The sequence below is a fragment of the Streptomyces diacarni genome, from assembly GCF_003323715.1.
Classification (GTDB): Bacteria; Actinomycetota; Actinomycetes; order Streptomycetales; family Streptomycetaceae; genus Streptomyces; species Streptomyces diacarni.
This window is the reverse complement of record NZ_QOIN01000068.1, coordinates 23556-41388: the sequence shown is the minus strand read 5'-3', so window position 1 is coordinate 41388 and position 17833 is coordinate 23556. Positions and strand designations below refer to the sequence as shown.

General features: G+C 71.0%; 13 protein-coding genes and 1 pseudogene. 7 read left to right on the top strand and 7 right to left on the bottom strand.

The window, feature by feature from the left end; all coding sequences use genetic code 11:
• The first annotated feature begins 109 nt into the window (after nucleotides 1–109).
• The 3 genes and pseudogenes from DTL70_RS30880 to DTL70_RS30865 form a co-directional block, all read left to right on the top strand.
• Nucleotides 110–997, top strand: a complete 888-nt coding sequence (locus DTL70_RS30880; RefSeq protein WP_114025320.1) for a helix-turn-helix domain-containing protein — start codon at nucleotides 110–112, stop codon at nucleotides 995–997.
• Nucleotides 984–1178 carry a DUF397 domain-containing protein gene (locus DTL70_RS30875; RefSeq protein WP_114025319.1) on the top strand — a complete coding sequence of 65 codons (195 nt, stop codon included), beginning with the start codon at nucleotides 984–986 and terminating at the stop codon, nucleotides 1176–1178. Before DTL70_RS30880 ends, DTL70_RS30875 begins: the two co-directional genes overlap by 14 nt.
• Nucleotides 1179–1656: 478 nt before the next feature.
• Nucleotides 1657–1956: pseudogene (locus DTL70_RS30865) on the top strand (acyl-CoA thioesterase); the annotation flags it as partial.
• A gap of 165 nt (nucleotides 1957–2121) precedes the next feature.
• Here the strand turns inward: DTL70_RS30865 and DTL70_RS30860 are convergent.
• Nucleotides 2122–3546 (bottom strand): LCP family protein, encoded by a 1425-nt coding sequence (locus tag DTL70_RS30860; protein ID WP_245980132.1) that lies wholly within the window; start codon nucleotides 3544–3546, stop codon nucleotides 2122–2124.
• A 191-nt stretch (nucleotides 3547–3737) separates the two neighbouring features.
• Here DTL70_RS30860 and DTL70_RS30855 point away from each other — a divergent pair, with 191 nt between their 5' ends.
• A complete protein-coding gene (locus DTL70_RS30855; protein WP_425470425.1) occupies nucleotides 3738–4793 on the top strand; it encodes a glycosyltransferase family 2 protein in 1056 nt (351 codons plus the stop codon).
• 225 nt (nucleotides 4794–5018) lie between these two features.
• Here the strand turns inward: DTL70_RS30855 and DTL70_RS30850 are convergent, their stop codons facing one another.
• The 4 genes from DTL70_RS30850 to DTL70_RS30835 all read right to left on the bottom strand — a co-directional run bounded on the left by DTL70_RS30850 (nucleotide 5019) and on the right by DTL70_RS30835 (nucleotide 11189).
• Nucleotides 5019–6860, bottom strand: coding sequence for an LCP family protein (locus tag DTL70_RS30850; RefSeq protein ID WP_114025316.1), 1842 nt, complete (start codon nucleotides 6858–6860; stop codon nucleotides 5019–5021).
• A 70-nt stretch (nucleotides 6861–6930) separates the two neighbouring features.
• Entirely contained in the window at nucleotides 6931–8778 is a 1848-nt protein-coding gene (locus tag DTL70_RS30845) for an LCP family protein (protein WP_114025315.1), read from the bottom strand.
• A 148-nt stretch (nucleotides 8779–8926) separates the two neighbouring features.
• Nucleotides 8927–10099: an LCP family protein gene (locus DTL70_RS30840; RefSeq protein WP_114025314.1), complete on the bottom strand. Its 1173-nt coding sequence runs from the start codon at nucleotides 10097–10099 to the stop codon at nucleotides 8927–8929.
• 325 nt (nucleotides 10100–10424) lie between these two features.
• On the bottom strand, nucleotides 10425–11189 hold the full coding sequence (locus DTL70_RS30835; RefSeq protein ID WP_114025313.1) for a TIGR03089 family protein: 765 nt from the start codon (nucleotides 11187–11189) through the stop codon (nucleotides 10425–10427).
• A gap of 77 nt (nucleotides 11190–11266) precedes the next feature.
• On the opposite strand from DTL70_RS30835, the gene DTL70_RS30830 reads away from it, so the two are divergent.
• The 3 genes from DTL70_RS30830 (at nucleotide 11267) to DTL70_RS30820 (ending at nucleotide 15213) form a co-directional block, all read left to right on the top strand.
• Nucleotides 11267–12868 carry an N-acetylmuramoyl-L-alanine amidase gene (locus tag DTL70_RS30830; RefSeq protein WP_114025312.1) on the top strand — a complete coding sequence of 534 codons (1602 nt, stop codon included), beginning with the start codon at nucleotides 11267–11269 and terminating at the stop codon, nucleotides 12866–12868.
• A 178-nt stretch (nucleotides 12869–13046) separates the two neighbouring features.
• Nucleotides 13047–14129, top strand: coding sequence for a mannose-1-phosphate guanylyltransferase (gene manB, locus DTL70_RS30825; RefSeq protein ID WP_114025311.1), 1083 nt, complete (start codon nucleotides 13047–13049; stop codon nucleotides 14127–14129).
• Between the two features lie 160 nt (nucleotides 14130–14289).
• Nucleotides 14290–15213, top strand: a complete 924-nt coding sequence (locus DTL70_RS30820; protein WP_114025310.1) for a DNA-3-methyladenine glycosylase family protein — start codon at nucleotides 14290–14292, stop codon at nucleotides 15211–15213.
• A 53-nt stretch (nucleotides 15214–15266) separates the two neighbouring features.
• On the opposite strand, the gene DTL70_RS30815 is transcribed toward DTL70_RS30820, so the two are convergent.
• Together DTL70_RS30815 and cofD are read right to left on the bottom strand one after the other, a co-directional pair.
• Nucleotides 15267–16583, bottom strand: coding sequence for a coenzyme F420-0:L-glutamate ligase (locus tag DTL70_RS30815; RefSeq protein WP_114025345.1), 1317 nt, complete (start codon nucleotides 16581–16583; stop codon nucleotides 15267–15269).
• Nucleotides 16584–16759: 176 nt separating this feature from the next.
• Complete coding sequence (cofD, locus tag DTL70_RS30810; RefSeq protein WP_114025309.1) at nucleotides 16760–17737, bottom strand: 2-phospho-L-lactate transferase; 978 nt, start codon at nucleotides 17735–17737, stop codon at nucleotides 16760–16762.
• Nucleotides 17738–17833 lie beyond the last annotated feature (96 nt).

Below are 17833 nucleotides of genomic sequence, written 5' to 3'. Positions count from 1 at the left end.
TTCAGAAAGTGGCCTCGAATCAGCGACAAGCATTGCGAATAGAGCGCGCTGACGCTTTCATTTGTGGTGTCGGAAGTCCTTCATAATGAGTGCAGGGGAGGGGTGCGGGATGGCGGAGAGACAGACCGGCTCGACGGTGCCGAGGCGGCAACTCGGGCGGTACTTGCGCGAGCTGCGGAACCACGCACGGCTGACGGTGCGCGCTGCCGCGCGCGAGCTGGAGTGGTCCGAAGCGAAGATGTGGCGGATCGAAACAGGCCAAACGAGTATGCGGAGCCTCGACGCTGAGGCCATGTGCAAGGTGTACGGAGCCTCGCCCGAGTTGACCGAAGCGTTGAAGGGGCTCGCTAAGGAAACGAAGGCGCGCGGTTGGTGGCACTCGTACGGCGACCTGATCCCGGAGGGATTCGACGTATACATCGGACTGGAGGAAGCCGCCACCAGCCTGGACTCGTACGAGGCCGAGCTCGTCCCCGGCCTTCTCCAGACCGAGACGTACGCCCGCGCGGTCATCCGTGAGCATCTGCCCCACAACACTGAGGAAGAGATCGAGAAGCGCGTACAGCTTCGGATCGAGCGGCAGACGCTCTTGACTCGCTCTGCTGGTCCCCCGACGCTTCGGCTGGTTCTCGGCGAGGCAATCTTGCATCGTACAGTCGGAGGCCCCTCCGCCATGGCGGAACAGCTAAGGCACCTGGGGGACGTGGCAGAGTGGCACAACGTCACGATGAGAGTCGTACCGTTCTCGGCCGGCCTGCATCGTGGCCTGTTGACGGGTCCGTTCGTCACCCTGCGGTTCCCCGTACTGGGCGACGGCACGGACACTGAGCCTCCTACCGTCTACGCCGACGGCTACACGGGGAGCCTCTACCTCGACAAACCGCAGGAGGTCGAGGCGTTCGCCGACGCCTTCGACAACGTCTGGAAGACAGCCCTCGATGAGCACGCGTCACGGCGTCTCATCTACGACATGGCGAGGAAGCATGAGCAACTCTGAGACCCGCGACTGGTTCAAGTCCTCCTACAGCAACGGCACACAGAACTGCGTCGAGGTGCGCATCGACGAGGCGGTCGACACCCGCGACAGCAAGGTCACGGCGGGCCCGGTGCTGACCTTCGGTACCGAGCAGTGGGCTACGTTCGTGGCGGGCGTCGCCGACGGCCAGCTCGGCCGATAGACCAACGACAGAACGCCCCCGCCCCGGCGTCTGGCCGGAGCGGGGGCGTTTCACTGTGCGAGCTGGTACAGAGACACGAGCAGGCCGGCGAGGGCCACCACCGCGGCGAGGCTCGGCAGGGGCCAACGGGCGCGTTCGAGCTGGCCGAGGCGCTGCTCGTGGTCGGCGAGGGCTTGCCGAGGTAGAGGCGACGCCGCAGCAGGTCGATTTTCAACCACTCGTGGTCGGCCTGCTCGATGAGTGGGACACCCTGTCCGTAGGTGAGAAGAACGCCATCTTGCGGAAGGTCTTGCGCCGCGTGTCGGTTGTGCGTGTCGACCGTGGTCGGGGTAAGCGGGGAACGTCCCGCGTGGAGATTCACCCAGTGTGGGAGCCGGACCCGTGGGCACCGCGAAAGGTGTCCCTGGTGAAGCAGCCCAAGCAGGCACCGGCTGAGCAGGCGCCGAACCTCGCCGTCGTCATGTGAATAGTTTGTGTTTTAGGGGAACTACTGCACGTGAAGGCGCAGGTCAACTGGACGGGACGGACCTCGATGGAGGTCGGGGTCCGGGTGCTGGCCGAGCGGTGGAACGAGTCGACGCCGGCCACCCAGGTCGGCTCCGCCTACCTGGTGTTCACCGCGATCGACGAGGGCGGCAAGCCGAGGTCGGTGCCGCCGGTGGTCCCCGAGACGGACCAGGACCGCCGCCGCTACCAGGAGGCCCAGATCCGCCGCACTCACCGCCTGGCCCGCCGCCGCGCCATCAAGGACCTGCGCGCGGCCCGCCCCGCGGAGTAACCGTTTCGGCAGCCCTACCCCTCGGACCAACTCAAGGGCACCAGGGGGACGTGGAACGCGCCCCGAAGGGGCGCGGGGAACGGCGCGGCAAGCCGACACCGCCGCGCGGACCGCACGCTACGCGCGGTGGCACCCCCTGCCCGGAACGACCCCCGCAGGAAAGCCCTAGTCGCAGCTGACCTCGTCCCCGCGCATCGGGGCCTCTGCGGGGCGGCTGCCGGGTTCGGGCGCGCGGACCTCGCGTACGCGCTGTTCGGGGTCGCCGACGACGACTTTCATACGGGCCCCCTGGTGGGGGGCCTTCACCAGTTTCACGCCGGGCAGGGCGGCGGCCAGGGAGCGCGCCGAGCGGTCCCAGCCGGGGTCGTAGGTGAGGGTGGTGCGGCCGTCCTGGGTGCGGGGCGCGTTGGAGGGGGTGCGGGTGGTGGAGAAGCCGGCGTCGCGCAGCTCGTCGTCGACGCGCCTGCCCAGCCCCTGTTTTCCCGTGGCGTTCGCCACCTCGACGCTGATGCTGCGGGGCGGGACGGCCACGCGGGGGGTGCCGTGCGGTTCGGGTTGGGGTTCTTCGGGGCCCGACAGCGGCTCGTCCTCGCGCAGGGCCTCGAACAGCTTCTGTGCCTCTTCCTGGTCCCATTTGACGGTGGAGCCGAGTTCGGGGACCCGGTAGTCGGCGTCGGCCAGGGGGACGGAGGCGAACTCGGAGGAGGCGGGGCTGAAGCCGCGCATCGCCTGTCCGAGCTCCATCATCTGTGCGGTTCCGAAGCCGTGGTCGGCGCGTACGGACCGCAGCAGGGTGGAGGCGACCTTCTCGAAGCGCACCGGGTTCATCAGTACGCCCGTGTCGGTGGCACGGGAGATCACCGAGGCGATGAAGCGCTGCTGGCGTTTCATCCGGCTCAGGTCGGAGCCGTCGTCGAGGTGGCGGGCCCGCACGTACTGCAGGGCCTGGCCGCCGTTGAGTTTCGTGGTGCCCTTGGGCAGGTCGAGCCCCGAGTAGCTGTCCTTGAGCGGTTTCTCGGTGCACACGGGGACGCCGCCGAGCACGTCGACGGTGCTCATGAAGCTGGTGAAGTCGACCTCGAGGTAGTGGTCGATGTGCACGTTCGTGAGGTCTTCCACCGCGCGCACGGTGAGCGGGGGGCCGCCCGCGGTGTAGGCGGAGTTGAGTTTGGCGGGCTTGGCGGCCACCTGTTCGCCTGTGGCGCGGTTCTTGTGCGCCGGCAGCTTGGTGTAGGTATCGCGGGGCAGGCTGACGACACTGGCGCGTTTGCGCTCGCCGGAGAGGTGCACCAGCAGCATGGTGTCGGTGCAGTCGCAGGCCGAGCCGCCCAGGTTGTAGCGCTTCTTCTGCTCCGCGGAGAGCCCGTCGCGCCGGTCGGTGCCGACGACGAGGAAGTTGACGCCGTTGTCGGCGCGGGGCCGGTCGGTGAGCCCGTGGAAGGGGTCGACCCGGCGCACGTCGGCGCTCAGTCCCGTCACCATCGCGTGTCCGACGCCGCCCGCGGCCAGCACCAGCACGGAGGTTACGGTGGCGATCCGCAGACCCCACCGGGGGCGGCGCTTGCTGGGGGAGGGGGCGCGTCGAGGCAAAGGTGGCCACCTTCCGCGGGGAGAAACGAACGCGGGTTGTACGTTCGGTGACGTTACGGCAACGGAGAGTTCCCACACTGTATGCCGGTACGATCTCCGGATCGTGCGTACACGCCGTCCCGGGCGGGCCTCGGTGGCAGGAGGGGCGCGGGCGTGCGGAGCGTTCCCCCGATCGCGGTAACGTGAGGGCCGTGACTCGCGAGAACCCACGTGTTTCCCCGGACGCCCTGGCGGACGCGGCCCCCCGCCCCGTCTCCGTGATCATGCCGGTGCTCAACGAGGAGCGGCATCTGCGCAGCTCCGTCCTCCATATCCTCCAGCAGCAGTACGAGGGTGAGCTGGAGGTCGTCATCGCACTGGGGCCCTCCACCGACCGTACGGACGAGATCGCGGCCGAGCTGACCGCCGAGGATCCCCGCGTGCGTACGGTGCCCAACCCCACGGGGCGCACCCCGGCCGGACTGAACGCCGCGATCCAGGCGTCCCGGCACCCGGTGGTCGTCCGGGTCGACGGGCACGGCATGCTCTCCGCCGACTACATCGCCACCGCGGTGCGGCTGCTGGAGGAGACGGGCGCGGCCAACGTCGGCGGGGTGATGCACGCCGAGGGCGAGAACGCCTGGGAGGACGCCGTCGCCGCGGCGATGACCTCGAAGATCGGCGTGGGCAACGCCGTCTTCCACACGGGCGGCGCCGCGTGCGAGGCCGAGACGGTCTACCTGGGCGTCTTCCGCCGCGAGGTGCTGGAGCGGCAGGGCGGCTACAACGAGGAGTTCATCCGCGCGCAGGACTGGGAGCTGAACTACCGCATCCGTGAGGCGGGCGGTCTGGTCTGGTTCTCACCCGAGCTGCGCGTCTCCTACCGGCCCCGGCCCAGCGTGCGCGCGCTGGCCAAGCAGTACCGCAACTACGGCCGGTGGCGGCACGTCGTCGCGCGCTACCACGCCGGATCGATCAATCTGCGCTATCTGGCGCCTCCGGTCGCCCTGTGCGCCATCGCGGCCGGCCTCGTCGTGGGGGTCTCCGTCACCCCGTGGGCGCTGGTGGTGCCGGGCGGTTACCTGGCGGCGATCGTCGCCGGTTCGCTTCCCGCGGGCAAGGGGTTGTCGTTCAAGGCCAGGGCCCAGATCCCGGTGGCGTTGGCGACCATGCACATGACCTGGGGCTGGGGTTTCCTGACGAGCCCGAAGAAGCTGGCCCGTAAGGTCATCGCCAGCCGCAGGGAGCCGGTACTGGCCACGCGGTGAGCGCGATGCACGCGGCGACACGCGCACAGAGGTAAGCGGACAGAAGTAAGGGGCGCTCTCCATGGAGGGCGCCCCTTACTTCTGTCCGTTCCACGGGAGACCGTTTCCCCGGCTCCCCGGCTCCCCGGCTCCCCGGCTGCCCGGCTCCCCGGCTGCCCGGCTGCACCCGGCTGCCCGGCTGCACCCGGCTGCCCGGCTCTCACCGGGACCGGCCGGGCCGAGGCGTCACCACGTGTAGTTCGGGTTGACCTCCATGCACGCCTTCTTGTCGTCGCCGCGCAGTGCGTCCGCGCTGTCCGGTGCCTTCTGCTCGTCCTGCTTCCCGCCGTCGGAGGACCCGGAGCCGCTGCCCGGGTAGGCGGTGCCCTCCCGCCAGTCGGCGCCGACGACGAGGGTGACCTTCTGCACCCCGGAGGAGTGCTTGACCAGCCGCTCGGGAAGGCCCAGTGCCTTGGCGACGGCCAGCGCGTCGCCCCGCTCCTCGGCGCGTGCGTAGCGGATGGTGGTGTCCGCCTGCGACTGGGGCGTCTGGTCGGCCACCGCCTGGCTGAAGCCCTTGTTCGTCAGCTCGCCCGCGATGAGGCCGGCGCGGCCCGTGACCGGCGGCTGCAGCGAGGTCCCGGTGCCGTTCATCACGCTGACCGGGATCTCGCCCTTCGGCTGCGAGGGTTTGGTCGGCTGCGCCGACTTGCCGGCTTCCGCCTTCTTCTTGTCCTTGCCGTCGAACGCCACGTCGTTGCGGATGAGGGAGAAGACCTTGTCCGCGTCGTCCTTCTCGGGCACCACGTAGCTGCCGCCGGGACCGTACTCCCACGGCATCGTCGCCATGGTGATCCGCTTGGTGGGGACGCGCTTGAGGTCGTTGCCCAGGTCGTAGAGCTTCTTGACCGAGCCGATGCCCTTGTCGACGGTGAGCGCCTTCGTCGCGGCCTCCGCCAGGCTGCGCAGCTTGCCGGGGTCGGTCAGCTTGGTGCCGGACTTGAGCTGCCTGACCATCGCGTTCATGTACATGTGCTGCGCCTTGGCGCGGCCTATGTCCGTACCGTCCCCGAAGCCGTGCCGGGTCCGCAGCCAACTGAGCGCCTGCTCGCCCTTGATGACGGAGGTGCCCTTCTTCAGCTTCAGCTTCGACTTCGGGTCGTGCACGTTGTTGTCCACGCAGACCGGGACGCCGCCGACCGCGTCCGCCATGGAGACCACGCCCGCGAAGTCGATCATCATGAAGTGGTCGATCGGGACGCCGGTCATCTCTTCCCAGGTCGCCACGGTGCAGCCGGGGCCGCCGTGCTGAAGACTCGTGTTGATCTTGTCGACCGTCTTCGGATACACCTTCCCGTCGTCCGGGTCCGTGCACTTGGGGATCGTCGTACGGGTGTCACGCGGTACGGAGACGACCGACATGTTGCTGCGGTCGGCGGAGACGTGCAGCAGCATCTGGACGTCCGCCAGCGGCGGCCGGTCCCGGTCCGCGCGGGAGCCGCCGAGCCGCACGTTCTCCGCGGAGGCGCGCGAGTCGGAGCCCAGCAGCAGGATGTTCATCGGAATCTGGCCCTCGGCGTTGGGGTCGGCCTTGTCCAGCTTGCTGTCGCCGAGGTTCAGGTCGTCCTTGTCGAGGTTCCCGTTGAGGTGCTGGTAGTACAGGTAGCCCGCTCCCGCGGTGGCGAGTATGAGCAGCGCCAGTACGATCGCCGACCAGCGCAGCACGCGCCGCCCGCGCCGCGGAGGGCCGCCGGCCGCCGCCGCGTTCACCTTGCCGCCCCCGCGGCCGCCGCCGCGCTGCGTGTGACGGCGGCGACCTCTACCCCCGTGCTCGGGGTCAGCCGCCGCGTCGGACGCGGCCACAGCGCGTCCCGCGCCGCCGCCCTGTGGGGCACCGGCGTGCGGGGCGCCGGACTGCGCCGCGCTTCCGGCCTGCGGGGCGCCGGACTGCGTCGCGCTTCCGCCCTGCGGGGCGTTGGGCTGTGGTGCGGGGCGGTCCTCGTACAGGCTTTCGTCCCACCCGCGGTCGGCAGCGGTGGGAGCGCTACTTCGCGCTCCCTCGCCGCCGTCGCTGCTGTACTGCCGCACGGGACCTCCCCGGGGTTTTCAGGTCGTGCTGCCCCCGGCCGCCTGGCGGGACGCGCCGGAGGGGTAGACATCACTTCGCGCACACGTTCTTGTCGCCGGCGTTGACCTTCTCGACGCCTGAGGGGGCCTTGTCGGGCGCGCCGACCGGCTTCCCCGCCGTCGTGAAGTCCTTGCCGAGCGTCAGCGTCATACTCGACCCGGAACCCGTGTCCCCGGTCTTCTTGAGCGCCGACGCCGGCAGCTTGAGCATGTCCGCCAACCGGACCGCCTGGCCTTCCTGCGACGCGGTGTACTCGACCCTGGTCTTGTCCAGGGTCTGCGGCGCGTTGCCGCCGGAGGCCGCGTTGCCGACCCCCTTGTTCGTCAGCCACTCCACCGTCCCGGCCGCCGCCCCCGCGGGGCCGCCGCCGTTGCGGACGGAGACGTCGACCTCGGAGACGGGCGCCTTCTCGGCCTTCGGCTTGGGCTCCGCCTTCTTCTTCTTGGCCTTCTTCGTCTTGGTCAGAGACTTGTCGGCGCGGACCATCTTGAACAGCGGCTCGGCCTTCGCCTCGTCGAGTATGACGGTCGCCGGGTCGTCGGGGTTGTCCAGGACCGGCACGGTGGCGAACGTGATGTTGTCCGTGTTGACCCGCTTGAGGTCGTTGGCCAGCGACATCAGCTTCTTGACGCTGCCGATGCCCGTGTCCACCGTCAGCGCCTTGGTCGCGGCGTCGCTGAGCTTGAACAGCTTCGAGGGGTTGGTGAGCGTGTCACCGGACTTCATCTTGCGGATCATCGCGCTGAGGAACTGCTGCTGGAGCTTGATCCGGCTCAGGTCGCTGCCGAAACCCACCGAGTGCCGGGTGCGGACGAACGCGAGCGCCTGTTCGCCCTTGACGGTGTGCCGCCCGGCCTTCAGGTTCAGGTGCGACTTCGGGTCGTTGATGTCCTTGGCGGTGCACACCTCGACGCCGCCGACCGCCGTGGACAGCTCCTTGACCGCGTTGAAGTCGGCCATCATGAAGTGGTCGATCTCCACACCGGTCAGCTTCTCCACGGTGTTCCAGGTGCAGCCCGGATCGCGCTCCTCCTGGCCCAGGCTCGTGTTGAAGCGGACGTTCTGCTCGCCCCTGATCACCTTGGTCTCGCCGTTCTCCCCCTTCGTCTCGCACTTGGGGATGTCGGTGACCATGTCGCGCGGGATCGAGAGCGCGGTGGCGTTGGAGCGGTCCTCGGAGACGTGGAAGAGGAACGTGGTGTCCGCGTGCCCGACGCTGCCCGCGTCGCCGTAACCGGTGTTTCCCTTGCCCGAGCGGGCGTCGGTACCGATGACGAGGATGTTGACAGGGCCGTCCTTGACCGCGGGGTTCTCCTCGCCGACGTCGACCTTGTTGATGTTGCCGTTGAGTCGCTGGTACATGTACACGCCGCCGACGCAGCCGGCCACCATCACGAACCCGACGACGCCGCCGCCGATCCGCAGCGCCTTCTGCTTCTTCGACAGCTTCCGCTTGGCCTTCCTGCGGCCGTGACCGCCACCGCGCCCGCCGTCGGCCGACGAGGACCGCTCGGAGGCGCGTGCCCGCCGCTGCGCGGGCAGTTTGGCCTCGGCGCGCCGCGCGGCGCGCGAGCCCGGGCGGTCACTCGCCCTGGACCCGGCCCGCCCGCCACCGGCGTGGCCGGCCGACTCCGAGCGGCTGCCGGAGCGCGACCCCGAGCGGCCCTGGGCGTCCGAAGCGCCGGAAGGTGTCGAGGTGTCCTCATCGGGGGAGGATTGTCTCTGACGCGGGGCGGAGGTGCGGCGGCCGCCGTACTGACTCGGGGAGTCGTCGGCGACGGGGTTCAGTCGCAGCTCATAGCTGCCGGTGTTCGGGTTGAACACCCACTGATCCGCGGGGTCGACATCTCCCGCGTGCCCACGGCCTTGCGCGTCCACGATTGCGTAAGTCCTCCATAAGAACCGGCTACTGAGGCCGCCCCGGGGCCGGCCGGAGCGCTCACACTATCCGGCAGGTTCGGCCGCTAGCGACGCCGGTGACAAATTCCGTGCAGCCGGAAACGGTCAATTCGGCTCATTCCCAGCTTCATTCGTTCGTGCAGATGTCCCGGGCGGCTGTTGTTCCGCGATAGGGCTGACCTGCCTTGTCCCTCCCATCCTCCGCCACGTCGTTCTTCTCTTTCCTGTCCTCGCCCTTGTTCTCGACGCGTATCGGCCGGTCCTCGCGCAGTTTGGCGAAGAGCTCGTCGGCCGCCGGGCGCACCAGCGCATCACGATTGATGTCCGGTTCGTACGGTTGTCGGGGCACTGTAAGAAAGCGGATGTGATCCTGCGGGATATCCCGCACACTCCGCGTCAGTTCGTACAGTTCAGAGAGGGAATCGAGTCCGGAATCAGCGGTCAGCGACGAGGTCGCCGCATCCAGCACCGGATAGGCCTTGGCCGGATTCAGCAGTACACCGTTACTGCGCACCTTCTTCACGAGTGATCCCAGAAAACGCTGCTGACGTTCGATGCGTTGGGTATCACTGCCGTTGCCCAGACCGTGCCGAGCTCGGACATAACCGAGCGCGTCCCGGCCGTCCAGCGTCTGCCGCCCCGCCGGAAGGTCCAGCTTCGCCTCCCGGTCGTGCACCGGCTGCGCCAGGCACACCTCCACCCCGCCGACCGCGTCCACCAGCTCGGTGAACCCCTGGAAGTCCGCGACCAGATGGTGATCGATGCGGATGTCCGTCATCTTCTCGACCGTCCGGATCGCGCAGGCCGCGCCGCCGTTCTGGAACGCCCAGTTGAACTGCGCGAACTGCGCACGCGTCGGCGAACCGTCCCGCCTCCGGCAGTCGGGGATGTCGACCATCAGGTCCCGCGGTATCGACATCGCCGTCGCGCTGTGCCGGTCGGCCGCTATGTGCAGCAGGATCGTCGTGTCCGAACGCTCACTTCCCTCGTCCCTGCCCCACGCGCCGTTGCCGTCGCCGCGGTTGTCGGAACCCAGCAGCAGGATGTTGCGCGCCTCGCCGGTCCCCTCGACCGGCGCGGGGCGCTCCAGCTCGTAGGGCGCGAGGGCCTGTGCGGTGTCCGAGTCGGTGCGGATGTTGGCGTCGAGCTTCTTGTAGAGGGTCCAGCCGGTGGCGGCGACGGCCAGGAGCAGACCCGCGGTGGCGAGCGCCGCCCACCGCAGCCGACGGCGTCTGCGGGGGCGGGCGGAAGCCGTGGCGGACGCGCCGGAATCGGTGTCGGTGGTGCCCGGATCGGTCACGGCTGGTGTCATCCCTCGCATCGCGGCAGCGCCCGTCCGCACACACGTACGGCTGCGCCGGTCATGAAGACAGACGTACGAAACCCGCGCAGGGTTGTATCTGAGGCGGCAGTGCCGGGCGGAGTGGGCGGGACGGGTGGGCGGCTGCGGCATCCCGGCAGCCGCCCACCCGTGGCCCGTGGGCCGGCAGCCGCCGGCCCACGGCCGTGAAGCGTCACCCCTGCGGAGCGTTGTTCTCGTGAAGCGTCGCCTCTGTGGAGCGTTGCCCTGGTGGAGCGTCACGCCTGTGGAGTGCCGGCCCTGTGGAGCGTCGCTCCGTGGGGCGTCAGGCGGCCGTGTGGGTCACCCGTTCGTTCTCCTTGCGCTGGTCCAGAGACGCGGCGTCCAGCCGCTCCAGCCGTGGTGCCAGGACCACCGAGCCGCCGGCCGCCAGAGGGGCCAGGAGCCCCGCGCTGTAACCGTCCCAGCCGTCGTAGGGGAGCGCGGAGAGCAGCCGCGAGCCTGCCGTCAGGCCGCGGTCCGTGGCGTCGGCGCGTGCGCGGTCGACCACCTGTGCCCCCGTCAGTTCGCTGCCGTCGGGCAGCGCCAGCGCGGGGCCGTCGGCGTCGACGGGGACATACGGGGCGAACTGGTCGCCCTGCCCCGGCACCTCGACGGCGTAGTCCAGAAAACCCTCCGGCGGTTCAGGGAAGCGCCCGCCCATCGGCCGCAGGCTCAGCGCGATCCGCTCGCCCGAGCAGGAGCGGCCCTCCTCCAGCGTGTCCGGGCCGCACACCGCCACGTCGGCGCGGGCGGCGCTTTCGGCACCCTTGCCCAGATCGGCCACGACGCCCACCGAGGAGCAGGCCAGCAGCCACACGGCCGTCTGCCAGTGGGCGGGCAGCAGGAGCGCGAGCCGGTCGCCGGGCTCGACGGAGAGTTCGTCCTGGAGGAGGTTGGCGGTCTTCGCCACCCAGTTGGCGAAGGTCTCGACGGACAGCTCGACGCGTTCGCCCGTGGCGTCGTCGTAGAAGGTCACCAGCGGACGTGACGGGTCGTCGGACAGCGCGGTCCGCAGCAGGCCGGCGGGGGTGCGGTCAGTGGCGTTCATCCGCGTCAGCGTACGCCTGCGTCCGCCTGGCGGTGCGGTAATGGACACCGATGATCGGATATGCCCATGATCATGCTATGCGTGCCAATTGTGCTCATTCGATCGGCGTCGTGGGCGCTGCCGCCCTGCTGCTGTCGCTCGCCCCCCTCGCCTCCGCCACGACACCGTCCGCACCCGAGCCGTCCACGAAGGCCACGAAGGCCCCGAAGGCCCCGAAGATCTCGAACTCCTCGCATGCCGCCCGGGACCGGGTACCGGGCCACACCCAGTCGCTGGCCTTCGCCGGACAGGCGGCGGAGAACCGTGACGGAGGTCACAACCGCTCCGCCCTCCGGATCGCCGCCCGCACGGTGCACCCGTACTCCCTCCTGGGCGTGGTGTGGGACCGTGCGGACCGTCCCCTCGGGGCCCGCGTCCAGGTGCGCACCCGGCACGCCGGATCCGGCCAGTGGTCCGGATGGCAGGACCTGGACGCCCACTCCGGCGACGCCGGCCGCGAGGTCGTCGACCGCCAGGCGCGCGGCGCGACGGCACCCCTCTGGGTCGGCTCCTCGGACGGTGTCGAGGCCCGCGTGCTGCCGGAACAGGCAGCGGAAAGGCAGCCGGAGGACGCGGAGGGAGCGACGGAGGGGGCCGCGGAGTCGCCGGAGGGAGCGACGGAAGCGCCCAACAGGGCGACGGAAACGACGGGAACGGAAGCGACGGGTGAGGAGGACGCTTCGGTGCGGCTTCCCGAAGGGCTCCGTCTCGAACTGGTCGATCCCGGCCCAGACACGGACAACCCGGCCCCCACGGACGCACCTGCCCCCACGGACGCGCCCGCTCTCACGGACGCACCCCCCGATCCGAACGCGCCCCCCGAGTCGAGCACGCCGTCCGACACCGCGTCTCCCGGCCAGGAGGTGGCCCCGCCGAGCGCGGGCGCCCGGGACAACGGAGCGGCCGGATCAGGAGCGGAGTCGGCCGGGGAAGGGGCGGGAAGCGACCCGGCCGAGTCCGCGCAGACCGCCGCCGGCGCCGTCCTGCCCGCGCTGACGAAGGAGGCGACCCGGACGGAGTATCCGGCGGCCGGTCAGTACGCGGGGCCGCGGCCGCGGATCGTGACCCGCAAGGGCTGGCACGCGGACGAGAAGCTGCGCGAGTCCGGGTTCTCCTACACCAAGAAGGTCAAGGCGGCCTTCGTGCACCACACCGCCATGACCAACGACTACAGCTGCAAGCAGGCGCCGAAGATCATCCGGGGCATGTACCGCTACCACGTCAAGAGCAGCAAGTGGCGGGACATCGGCTACAACTTCCTGGTCGACAAGTGCGGCACGATCTACGAGGGGCGAGCCGGAGGTGTGGCCAAGCCGGTGATGGGAGCCCACACTTTGGGGTTCAACACGAACAGCACGGGCATCGCCGTCCTCGGTTCGTACGACAAGAAGGAGCCCCCGCGAAAGGCCCTCGAAGCGCTGGAGAAGCTCACCGCGTGGAAGCTGGGCCTCTCCGGCGTCGACCCGGTGGGCAAGACGTGGCTGACCTCTGGTGGAGGCAAGTTCAAGAAGGGGAAGAAGGTCGAGTTCCACACGGTGTCGGGGCACAAGGACGGCTTCGTCACCGAGTGCCCCGGAGCCCGGCTGTACGGGAAGCTCGGCACGATCCGCACCGCGGCGGCCCGCCTCCAGGGCCGCTGACGGACGGGTTGGCCGCCACGGCACCGTACGGGCGGCCCGAGGGGTCTGTCGGGCGCCCGCCGGGTGTGCGAACGGAGGGGCCCGGGCCGGGGAACCGGAGCGCGGGCGTCTGCATAAACTGTCCGCCGGCCGCACGGAAGGGTGGCCGGCGGACCCCGGCAGGAAGCAGAGACGACAGGTGACAGAGGCGATCCTCCTGGTCGGGGGCAAGGGCACCCGGCTGCGTCCGCTCACGGTGAACACTCCCAAGCCCATGGTCCCGGCCGCGGGTGTGCCCTTCCTCACCCACCAGTTGGCACGCGCCCGTGCGGCGGGTGTCGACCACGTGGTGATGGCCACCTCTTACCTCGCCGAGGTCTTCGAGCCGTACTTCGGCGACGGCTCCCAGCTCGGCCTGCATCTGGAGTACGTCACGGAGGAGGAACCGCTGGGCACCGGCGGCGCCATCCGCAACGTCGCCTCCCGGCTGTACTCGTCGCCCGACGAACCGGTTCTCGTCTTCAACGGCGACATCCTCTCGGGGCTCGACATCCGCGCCCTGGTCGATCAGCACACCCGGGTGGGCGCCGACGTCTCGCTGCACCTGACGCGGGTCACCGATCCGCGCGCCTTCGGGCTCGTGCCCACCGACACCTCAGGGCGGGTGGCGGCCTTCCTGGAGAAGCCGCAGACACCCGAGGAGATCGTCACCGACCAGATCAACGCCGGTGCCTACGTCTTCACCCGGTCGGTCATCGACACCATCCCGGCCGGGCGCCCGGTCTCGGTCGAGCGGGAGACCTTTCCCGGTCTGCTGGAGGCGGGAGCGCACCTGCACGGCATGGTCGACTCCACCTACTGGCTCGACCTGGGCACCCCCGCGTCGTTCGTCCGCGGCTCCGCCGACCTGGTACTGGGCCGTGCGCCCTCTCCCGCCGTCCCTGGGCGGTGCGGCGAGCGGCTGATACTGGCCAGTGCGCAGGTCGCCGGGGACGCCAAGCTGACGGGCGGCTCGGTGGCAGGGGCGGGCGCCGAGGTCGGAGCGGGCGCCCGGATCGACGGCAGCGCGCTGCTCGACGGCGCCGTGATCGCGCCCGGCGCGCGCATCCGGGACTCCCTGATCGGTGCCGGTGCCCGGATCGGTGCCGACACCGTGCTGGACGGTGCGGTCGTCGGTGACGGCGCCGTCATCGGAGAGGGCAACGAGCTGCGCGGCGGTATCCGCGTCTGGTGCGACGCCCGCATCCCCGCAGGCGCGGTCCGTTTCTCCTCGGACCAGTAGTTCTCCGGACCAGTAGTTTTCCGGGCCAGTAGCCCTCCGGATCAGTCGCCCTCCCCGGGCCGGTAGTCCCCCCCGGACCGGTAGTCCTCACCGGATCGGTAGCCGGCTGCCGTGCCGGCCGGTGCGGGACTGTCGGTGGCGGGCTCTACGCTTGCTCTCCGTGTCACTCACCCGCTCCTGGACCCCGCCGGGCCCGTACGACCTGCACGGCAGCCTGGGCGTGCTGTGCCGTGGTCCCTACGATCCGACGTACCGCGCCGAGGGCGGCACCGGCGGCGCGGTGTGGCGCGGCACGCGCACCCCGGAAGGACCCGCGGCGCTGTGCGTGCGGCTGCGGCCCGGCGGCGCGCACGGCGAGGTGCGCGCCGAGGCGTGGGGGCCGGGCGCCGGATGGCTGCTGGAAGGGCTTCCCCGGCTGCTCGGTGCCGAGGACGATCCGGACGCCTTCGTCCCGCACCACGACATCACCCGTGAGGCGCACCGCCGTCACCCCGGGCTGCGGCTGATCCGCACCGGGCGGGTGCTGGAGTCGCTGATCCCCTCCGTCCTGGAACAGAAGTTCACCGCGGAGGAGGCGTACCGCGCCTGGCGGCTGCTGGTCCGCCGCTTCGGCGAGCGCGCCCCGGGTCCGCATCCGAACCTGTGGGTGATGCCCCATCCGCGTGACTGGCTGCGCATTCCCTCGTGGGAGTGGCACCGCGCCGGGGTCGACCAGAAGCGTTCCGCCGCCGTTGTGCGTGCTCTCCAGCGGGCGAGCCGCATGGAGGAGGCCGCGCACATGGGGCTCGCCCGGGCGCAGGCCCGGCTCCAGGCGATCCCCGGCATCGGCCCCTGGACGGCGGCGGAGGTGTTGCAGCGCTGCAACGGTGAGCCGGACGCCGTCACGGTCGGCGATCTGCACCTGCCGCGCCTGGTCGGGTACGCCCTCACGGGTGAGCGGGGCGTCGACGACGACGGCATGCTCGAGCTGCTGGCCCCCTACGAGGGGCAGCGGCACCGCGCCTCCCGCCTGGTCGTGCTGGGCGGCCCCCGCATGCCGCGCCGTCAGCCCCGCTTCCCGGTGGGGAACATCGCCCCGCTGTAGTGGGGCGTACCGCTGTCGTCGGGGGCGTACCGCTGTAGGCGGGCCCGACGGGCTCACCTCTCGACGACGAAGTCCTCCGCCGCGCGTGCCGGGCGTTGCCGGGGCGGTGCCGCGGGCCGCCCGATGGCGACGGCGCCCATGGGGTCCCAGCCGGCGGGCAGTTCCAGGACGTCGCGGACCACGTCGCGGCAGAACATGGTGGAGGAGATCCACGCCGACCCCAGCTGTTCGCCGGCCAGTGCGACGAGGAAGTTCTGGATGCCCGCGCCGGTCGCCACCACGAACATCTCCCGCTCGGAGGCGTTGCGCCGCGCGTCGGGGTAGGTGTGGGCGCCGTCCGTGACCAGGCAGGGGACGGCGAGGTACGGCGCGTTGCGCAGCACGTCGCCGCGTTTGACCCGCTTGGCGATGCTCTCCTCGCTCTTGCCGTCGGCGCGCAGGTCGGCGACCCACGCGTCCCGCATGGCGTCCAGCAGCCGCAGCCGGGAGCCCTCGCTCTCCAGCAGGACGAACCGCCAGGGAGTCGTGTGGTGCGGCGCGGGCGCGGTCACAGCCGCTGCGACGGCCCGCCGCACCGCCTGCCCGTCCACGGGGTCGGCCGTGAACTCCCGTACGGTGCGCCGCAGCGTCACCGCCTCCCGTACGGCCTCCGAGGTGCCGAGCCGGAACATGTCCGCCGCGGCGTCCCGCACCAGCGCCCGTGCCGTGACCGCGGGCTCCGTGTCACCGCCCTCACCGCCCTCGTGCGGGGCGGGCAGCACGTGCCGGGCCAGCCCGCGCACCACGGCGACGGGCAGGCCGTCCGCCTTGCCCTTGACCAGTTCGCCCGCGGCGGCCAGCTCGTCGCCGACAGCCGTGACCGTCACGCCCAACGGGTTGCCGTGGGCGTCGACGCCGCCGCGCAGGTCCTCCAGGACCCGCACGCCGGCGGCGCCGATGGCCACATCGGTCAGCCCCTCGCGCCACGGCCGTCCGAAGGTGTCGGTGACCACGACACCGACCGTGACACCCAGCGCCTCGCGCACCCCGTCGCGCACCCGGCGGGCCGCGGCGTCCGGGTCCTTCGGGAGCAACAAAACGGTGCCTTTGGGCGTGTTGGAGGCGTCGACTCCGGCGGCGGCCATCACGAACCCGTGCCGTGACTCCACGATGCGCGCGGGGCCGCGCCGGGCGACGACGCGCACGGTCTCCGCGTCGATCGCGGCGTGGCGGTCGTCGGCCTCCACGATGCGGCCCTCCGCCTTGCTCACGATCTTCGACGTGACGATGAGGACGTCACCGTCCGCGAGCGTGCGCCCGTCCGCGCTCGCCGCACGGACGACGAGCGCGGCCAGGTCGTCGCCGGGCCGCACCTCGGGGATGCCGGGCAGCGCCCAGACCTCGTAAGCGGGTGACGCGTGCGGCCCGGACGCGTCCGGCCCGGACTCGGGTGACGCCTGCGGCCCGGACGCGGGTGACGCGTCCGCGAGTGGCGCGTCCGCGGGGGAAGGGGCCGAAGCGGAGCCGTCCGGGTCGGGGAGCGGCGGCGTCGCGGCCGTCGGCGCCGTCACGCCCGCACCTCCTCGGCCAGCCGGAGCGCCTCCCGGGCCATCTCGGCGGTCGCCTGTTCGTCGCTCATCATCAGCGGTACGGCGCGGCACCGGATTCCGGCTTCCTCGACGGCCCCGACGGTGCCGGCGTCCACGGTGTCCACCAGCCAGCCGTCCAGCAGCCCCGAACCGTAGTGCGCGGCGACGGCCGCCGCGGTGGTCTCCACCCCGACGGCCGACAGCACCTTGTCCGCCATCCCGCGCACCGGCGCGTCACCGACGATGGGGGAGAGGCCGACGACCGGCACGCCCGCGTCCGCGATGGCCTCCCTGATACCGGGCACCGCCAGGATCGTGCCGACGCTGACGACCGGATTGGACGGCGGGAAGAGGACGACGTCGGACGCGGCGATGGCCTCCAGGACGCCCGGTGCGGGCTTGGCGGTCTCGGCTCCGACGGGCACCACCGCGTGCGCGTCCACGGACGCCCGCAGCCGCACCCAGTACTCCTGGAAGTGGACGGCTTTGCGGCCGCCTTCCTCCCCCTGCGCCTCCGGATCGTCGATCAGCACGTGGGTCTCGACGCGGTCGTCCGTCATCGGCAGCAGCCGCACCCCCGGCTGCCAGCGCGCGCACAGGGCCTCGGTGACGGCGCTGAGCGGGTACCCGGCGGCGATCATCTGGGTGCGCACGATGTGGGTGGCGAAGTCGCGGTCGCCCAGCCCGAACCACTCGGGGCCCACGCCGTAGGCGGCCAGTTCCTCCTTCACGGTGAACGTCTCGTCGGCCCGGCCCCAGCCCTGACCCTCGTGGATGCCGCCACCCAGGGTGTACATCACGGTGTCGAGGTCCGGGCAGACCTTCAGTCCGAACAGATGGATGTCGTCACCGGTGTTGCCCACGACGGTGATCTCCGCGTCGGGCGCCGCGGACCTGAGTCCGCGCAGGAAACGGGCACCGCCGATGCCCCCGGCCAGAACCACAATGCGCTGCATGCGACCAGTCTCGCAGCCCGGCACCCGCCGCGGACATCAGCCCGCCCGGCCACCACCTGGGAAACGGCGCGAAGGGTGACGTGACGGATGGCGCGG